Raw genomic sequence first — 7,283 nt, 5'->3', positions numbered from 1 at the left:
CCGACGTAAACCCAAAGATGAAGTGGAATCTGTCCGGATTTTAATGCTTCCGCACTGTCAAGGTATTGGTCTTTCGGTGTCAACAAGGACTGAGAACCCTGGTAAACTCCGATACAATCGGATGTGGCAAGAATAGCAGTCAGGACTTTGGTCAATGTTCCAAAACGCAATACGCTGCTGTTATTGCTCGACAACATGGTCACAATCATGTGTGAATTATGATCCTTCAAATCTTCTTCGGCTGTCTGCCAATTGTAAGCATATTGCGCTGTTCCCTGAATATCGCCCCACGGAATTTGTACCGGCATGGTTGAAAGGGCAAGTAATTCACCTTCTGCTGAAAAAGTAACTGTTCCTTCTTTTCCGTCTACATTTCTTACATCAATGTCCCAGTCGGATTTCAGATAAGCGATTACCTTATCCAGTTCAAAGGTTTCGTGGTTATTGAACATTGGCATCGCCAGAAGAACACCGCTCTTCTTCGGTTCTGCAACAGGCTGTTCTTTGTTTCTTTTAAATAGTCCCATATAATTTGATTTTATGATTTAGTTTTTTTCATTATCAAGGAATGACCTCTTCAATATCAGACAGCTCCGTTTTCATAAACACCTCATACACAACACTTCCATCATCCAGGCACATATTGTCCTCCGTGAAATCAAACAGGGCAAATCTGCACACGTTATCAAAATTGAAAGCGTCGTCTTCTCCCTCCCAGAATGTTCTTAATTCCAGTTCGTAAACCCACTCGCCAATGGATTTCGACGCTTCATTGTCCCACCAAACTATTTGGATAAAACCATTGGTAGCATTGATGAAGAAAAAGAGTTGCTGTGCAGCAAAAGCATTGTCTGCCTCTTTATTCGCAATCATTCTGTCGACTACTATTTTCAAATCCGCAGCTATTTGCGCGTATTCTGTGGCTTGCGACTGGAAGATTGTTTCTTGTTCTTCGGGATTGATTTTTGTCCAGGTCATTTTTAGTAATGAATAAATTGTTTTAACATTTCAGTTTGTTCGTTGATCAGGTGATACTAGCAGGAGTTGGGCTGTTTCTGATCCATTTTTCATCATCTCCAAGCCGGTAAACAGCTCTTCGACGGAATTTCAATGTATATTCCGGTAGAACCAATTCTGTATCTCCCCAGGATGATTTCGGCACGGTTGGCAAGAACCAGAAGAATTCTGTCAAATCGTTTACGTAGGATTGGTAAATATCCAGGTAGATTTCCTGGCTATTGTTGAGTCCCCAATAAAACACAAATGCTTTCAGGAGTTTATTATTTTCAAGTTTGAAATGTGTTTTCTCGAATAAGATCTTTTCCACCTCCTGATTTGCCAGCATCAAGCTCAGTTTTCCAAACCATCCGTCCGGATAATTATTCGCTTCAGTGATGATTCCGTCTTTTACTTTTTCAGCAGCAGCAGCATACCCGTTTCGCAGATCCGTCTCATCTTCTGCAGCTTTCATTTCCGTTTCGAAGGCATCCAGATCCAGATGACTCAATACCAAACTTCCTACAAAATTGACAATCGTCTGACATTCTTTCTCATCCAGACGAGATAAGGAAATGACTTCTTCCACAAAGTGCCAGTCATCAAACAGCTTTTCTTCTTTCCGTTTTAATGACGCTTTGGCAAACGATTCCAGACCTGCTTCCTCACCCACGCGTGCTTGTATGAATGACAGATAACGTTTTTCGGCCTGGGCTTTAAAGTCCGGATTTTCCTGAAGTGCTTCTATCGCTTTCGCCATTTTAGCATCACTGAATGATTCCATAAAAGCGTAAATCGCTTCCAAATTCGAGCTATCGAGCGTCAAATCTTCTTCAAAAACGTACAATTCTGTCAATCCGGGAATCTGCGGTTTTGTTTCGATAATCACTTCTGTTTTGGAAGCAAATACATGAATCTGCTCCATCTTTCCCCCTTGTGCGTGGAAAAGAGCCTTTGCAAAATCAGTAACCGGTGCTCCGCTATATTCTTTCACATCTCCGTTATCGTATGTAATGATCTGACGACTGTATGGTTCAGGCAAGCCGGTTTCTTTATCCGGTGTGATTTCGGAAAAGATTTCCTTGCGGCACCCGGCATCAACATTATCCATTAGTTCTAATTTGATCACCTCGACCAACAATTCGGTATCTGCAATCCTGTAACTGAAACCTCCTTCCTGCGACAAGGTAAAATAAACAAATCGCTCCGGTTCGCATTGAACGGTGATATCAAACTCCGCTTTACGAATGCGTCTATTGATAGGATTCATACGATTTTCCCGATCATCAGACAAAACATCCGGAATTTCAAAGTCTCGTTTCCCGCCGGTAATTTTGTAGACTCCGCTTCCGCTGGTCGATAAACCATTTCCCTTGATCGAGTACGAATGATAAGTTACTCCCGGTTCAAGCTGGTCTTTTATGATTTCAAAGATGTCGTTCAGTTCCTGATTTTGGTTCATTTGTTGTTTTATTTTAGTTGATTCATCATTCCTTCTCACTCGTTGAAGGCTTATTGATCCTCATTTTTTCAAAAATAGTGGATTAAAAAATTCGAAAAGTGAGAAATGCATAACAGCCGGGGTTTAGTTTAAATCCGCGGGAAGTTAAGGCATATCCGTTTTAATATCCCGAACACGATTTAGTGATCTGCGTTCCTATGTTTTTCCTCCGGAGAAGGTCTTTAAAACAAGCGGTGTCCTTGTTTATCGATAAAAAACCAGATTCCGTTTTGTTTCACCAAAGCCGCTCCGTCACTGAATCCGTATAAATTTTCATACACTTCAGGAAACAGAACTTTTCCTTTCAGATCCAGAAATTGTCCTTTCCCGCTGGCAATCACTCCAAGTACTCCTTCACCAACCTGGATTTCATCATAAATGGCAGGAATGACCATTTCACCTTTGTGATTGATACACCCCGATTTTCCGTTAACACGGATTTGCGCCAACCCGTCATAAAAGCTCCAAACATCGTTATACTTGAGCGGAATAACCACTTTTCCGTTTTTATCAATAAAACCGTATTTGCCATTTAAACTGACAGCCGCCAGGCCGTCGCTGAAATGCGGATAGCCGTCATACAACAGCGGAACAACTTCCTGCCCTTTCCGGTCGATAAATCCATGCTTATCATTCAACTCGACCATCGCCAGGCCATCCCGGAAGAAAAATATGAGATCGTATTTTGGCTGGATGACAATATTACACTGCTTATCCATACAGCCCCTTTTCCCTCCCAGTTCAATGGATGCCAGTCCGTCATGGAAACCGGAGATTCCTGCACTGTTGTGCGGAACAGGTTTCCTGTTATTCATTTTATCCATGATGAACCATTGATTGTTTTCCTTTACAGTCGTTATTTCCTCCGAAAAATCGTTGACCTGATCATAAATAACCGGAATAATTTCTGCGCCTTTTTCATCAACAAAACCCCATTTCCCATCCAACTTAACCGCTGCCCTGCCATTCTGGAAACTGCTCGCAAAATCATACTTCAAAGGTGTAATTTCCTTACCTGTAGTATCTACAAATCCGTGATTTCCGTTGAGTTCAACGACTACAAATCCTTCACTGAATTCGTATGCAAAATTGTACTTGCATGGCACAACATTTCGTCCTTTTTTATCAATGAATCCAACTTTCTTATTGATGCTCACACTTGCAAAACCGTTATTAAAGGAATTAACATATTGGTAAGCAGCCAGCGGATCGTCAACGTTTTGTTCCTGTTTCGAATTGCGCTTAGATCCTCCTTGTGTTGGACTGGCATAACTGCAGCTTTGAAGCAACATGAATTGCAAGAGCAGGATGATGATTTTTTTCTCCATTGTCATGAGTCCGGTTTTCATTTCCTCAAAAATAAAAGAACGAGCGGTTTGTTCTCAAAAAAATGCATATCAGTCGGGGTTTATTTTAAATCCGTCGGGAGCCGGGGCATATTCGTTTTTTGTTTCATGGATGCATCCTTGCAACTGTGATAAATCCGTATTTTTACTACCTGAATCATGATACCAAAATTGGAATTTAGAATGGGCACTTTGCTGAAATACTTCCTGGCAGGAATGCTGTTTATCATTCCGTCTGTATATTTTTCTCAAAATCAGGTTGCTGCTCAATTAAAAAACAAGTTGAACCAGCAAACGTTAACCGACAGCACCCAGGTTGATCAATTGATTGAATCTGCCGTGAAAAAGGCTCGTTATGATGCGAAAAGTGGTATTGATCAATTGCAGGATGCTGTAATCCTTTCAGGCAAGCTCAACTATCGAAAAGGAAAAGCACTGTCTTATCTCCAGATGGCGAAAATCTATAACCGCCAACGGGATTACGAAAAAGCTGAAATCTACGCTTCTGATGGCGCAAATCTTGCGAATGTATGGAATCTGAAAGCACTCCAAAAGTCTTTTTTCCTGTTGATTTCCGAAATTGAATACGACAAAGGGCAGCACTTACCCGACACAACCATCCGGGAAGAAGTTCGTGACATCAAAGCTGCAATCAAATACAAATACTATTTAAAAGACACACTCGACAAATCAGTTCAGCATTCTGTTTCCCTCCAAAGAGATGTGAAAAACAAAGAGAATGAGTTGTACGTGTTCCGTTTTCAAGGCCTTCTTTACGGTGTCGGTTTCATTGCACTTCTAGTTATGATCGGATTTGGATATACCTGGTTCAATCTCCGCAAAGTAAAAATGGAGAACAAGCAATTGTTGACCGAACAAAAGCTGAAGCGCTCGCAAATGAATCCGCATTTCATTTTTAATTCGATTCAGAATGTGCGAAGCCTGATCCATGGAAAAAAAGAAGAGGAAGCAGTGGAATACCTGAACAAATTTTCCAAACTCACCCGGCAGGTACTCGAAAGCTCGAATGAAAATTACATTTCGCTGACGGAAGAAATTGAAATGCTGCAACACTACCTTTCCATCCAGCAATTGTTGTACAGCAACGCCTTTGATTTTTCAATTTCAACTACCGATAATCTGGATACCGATGCTTATTTTCTTCCGCCGATGCTGGCACAACCTTTCGTGGAAAATGCCATTAAACACGGTTTGGCAGGAAAACAACAAGGTGGTTTTATTACGGTGAAATTTCACCTGAAAGACAAACGCCTGATTTTTGAAGTCAGAGACAATGGAGCCGGATTCTCGGCCTCAAAACAAACTGAAAATCACAAATCCATGGCGATGGATATCACCAAGGAACGTTTATCGCATTATGCTAAAAACAGGACTTTCAGATTCCAGGCCGACGATATCAAAGACGAAAATCAACGCGTTACCGGAGCCAGAGTACTGTTTGAAGTCCCTTATATTTACGAAAATTAGAATGCTATGCTTAGAGCTGTTGTCATTGATGATATTGAAGCTATCCGCGAAGAAAACGTCGCATTGATCCAAAGACATTGTCCTACGGTTACAGTTGTAGGGCAAGCTGATTCGGTTGCTTCCGGAATCCAGCTGATCAAACAAGTAGCACCGGATCTGGTATTCCTGGACGTCGATATGCCGGATGGGACGGGTTTTGATTTACTGCAAAAAATTACTCCGATTACTTTCAAGGTGATTTTTGTTACCGGGTACGAAGATTATGCCGTAAGGGCTTTTCGCTTTTCTGCCATTGATTACTTACTGAAACCTCTGGATGCCGAAGAATTGACTGAAGCAGTGAAAAAAGCAGAAGGTTCCCTGAGCCAGGAAACATTCAATACCAAACTGGCGAATTTGTTTGCCAATATGGAACGTCCGAAGGATTTGCAGAAACTGATTCTGAAAACCTCCGACCGGATCTACTCGGTAAATATCCAGGATATCATTCACTGCGAAGCAGATAAGAGTTATACGACGTTTCATTTCATCAATGAACCCAAGCTAGTCGTTTCAATCAATCTGAAAGAGTACGACAACATTCTTTCTGCTCACAATTTTTTCCGGACGCATCAGTCGCACCTGATCAACATGGCGTATTTCGATCATTATATCAAAGCGGATGGCGGAAACAGAATTGTATTGAAAAACAAGCAGATCGTTCCGCTTTCTGTACGCAAGAAAGAAGAGTTCATGAGTTTACTGAAACGCATGTAAATACTCCTAAAAAAGAAAAGCGTAACCGCTTCACGCAGTTACACTCTTCCTTTTCTCACCCTTTCACTGGTTCAAAGAGAGTCATTATTAGAAACTATCGGTGCTGGTGTTTGTTACTTTTAGTTTATCATCTCCGGTAGAAATGACTTTGAATTCCGTTCTTCTGTTTTTCTGATGTTCCTCTTCGGGGCAATCGGATTTAACAGCTCCTTCGCATGCGCAACTGTTGAGCAAACGGGATTCTCCGTATCCTTTTCCGTAAATGCGGGCAGGATTGGTAATGCGCTTCTTGATATACTCTGCAGATGCTTTTGCACGGTTGTCGGATAATTTCATGTTGTACGCCTTGGATGCCCGGCAATCGGTATGTGAACCCAATTCCACGACCAAATACGGATATTTGTTCATCACTTCAACGATCTTATCCAATTCTTTTGCGGCATCTGCACGAATCGTAAACTTATTCAAATCGAAATTGATCGGGTTGATCTGGATCATTTCAGACAAATCCCTTACTTCAGGATCCATGCCCAAATCCAGAACTCCGTGAACATCGTATTGTCCCGGTCTGTCAAAGACCGTATTGTACGTCACCGTTTTGGAAAAATATCCTTCTTTTTGAAGAATCAGGTTGTAACTTCCCCGGTCGTTGAGTTTCTTTCCGAACAAGGCTTCACGAAGATCTCCCGTAACGGGCGTCACTATTTTCTTTGACTTATCGGTCATATTGTCAACCAAATAAACCTGTACTCCTTCTAAAGGCAAGCCGGTTTTCTTATCCGTGATCAAAACATATAATGACAATCCGGGGTCTTTTTCCAACACCACGTCAGCAATTACCACTTGCTCGTCCGTAAATGTACTTGCTGTATTTTTCCCGTCGAAATAATCGGTTTTTGTTCCTCCCAAAGCATAGTTTTTCTCGTATTCCGCTTCAAAAGCATACGCTCCGTTTTCATCCGCTGTGATGGTTCCGAGAACGGTTCCTTTGTCGTCTTTCAAATCTATTTTCGCAAATGGTACAACTCCGCCCTTCTTATCTTTCGCAGTTCCTTTGATCGTTACTCCGAATACAAAAGGACGAATCAATTGCACCGCATAAATATCATCTCCGCCTTTTCCGCCTTCGCGGTTGGAAGAAAGAAATCCGGTTTTGAAATCCTTTGACATAGTGAATGCAAAATCGTCAAATTGAC

The 7,283-nt window shown here is 41.6% G+C and carries 6 protein-coding genes and 1 pseudogene; 2 read left to right on the top strand and 5 right to left on the bottom strand.

Annotation, left to right across the window (positions count from 1 at the left end; all coding sequences use genetic code 11):
- The 4 genes and pseudogenes from Q1V93_RS01370 to Q1V93_RS01355 form a co-directional block, all read right to left on the bottom strand.
- Window positions 1-527, bottom strand: a pseudogene (locus tag Q1V93_RS01370) (hypothetical protein); the annotation flags it as partial.
- A 34-nt stretch (window positions 528-561) separates the two neighbouring features.
- Entirely contained in the window at window positions 562-978 is a 417-nt protein-coding gene (locus Q1V93_RS01365; protein WP_300660436.1) for a hypothetical protein, read from the bottom strand.
- Between the two features lie 46 nt (window positions 979-1,024).
- Window positions 1,025-2,458, bottom strand: a complete 1,434-nt coding sequence (locus Q1V93_RS01360; RefSeq protein WP_300660433.1) for a hypothetical protein — start codon at window positions 2,456-2,458, stop codon at window positions 1,025-1,027.
- Window positions 2,459-2,679: 221 nt separating this feature from the next.
- Entirely contained in the window at window positions 2,680-3,831 is a 1,152-nt protein-coding gene (locus Q1V93_RS01355; protein ID WP_300660430.1) for a WG repeat-containing protein, read from the bottom strand.
- Between the two features lie 171 nt (window positions 3,832-4,002).
- On the opposite strand from Q1V93_RS01355, the gene Q1V93_RS01350 reads away from it, so the two are divergent.
- Window positions 4,003-5,331, top strand: coding sequence for a histidine kinase (locus Q1V93_RS01350; RefSeq protein ID WP_300660427.1), 1,329 nt, complete (start codon window positions 4,003-4,005; stop codon window positions 5,329-5,331).
- Between the two features lie 6 nt (window positions 5,332-5,337).
- Window positions 5,338-6,087 (top strand): LytTR family DNA-binding domain-containing protein, encoded by a 750-nt coding sequence (locus tag Q1V93_RS01345; RefSeq protein ID WP_300660423.1) that lies wholly within the window; start codon window positions 5,338-5,340, stop codon window positions 6,085-6,087.
- A gap of 87 nt (window positions 6,088-6,174) precedes the next feature.
- Here Q1V93_RS01345 and Q1V93_RS01340 read toward each other — a convergent pair.
- On the bottom strand, window positions 6,175-7,283 hold a 1,109-nt coding region (locus Q1V93_RS01340), incomplete at its 5' end, for an OmpA family protein (protein ID WP_300660421.1).

It is taken from the genome of Fluviicola sp. (assembly GCF_030151805.1).
Lineage (GTDB): Bacteria > Bacteroidota > Bacteroidia > Flavobacteriales_D > Crocinitomicaceae > Fluviicola.
This window is presented reverse-complemented; position numbering and strand designations above follow the sequence as displayed.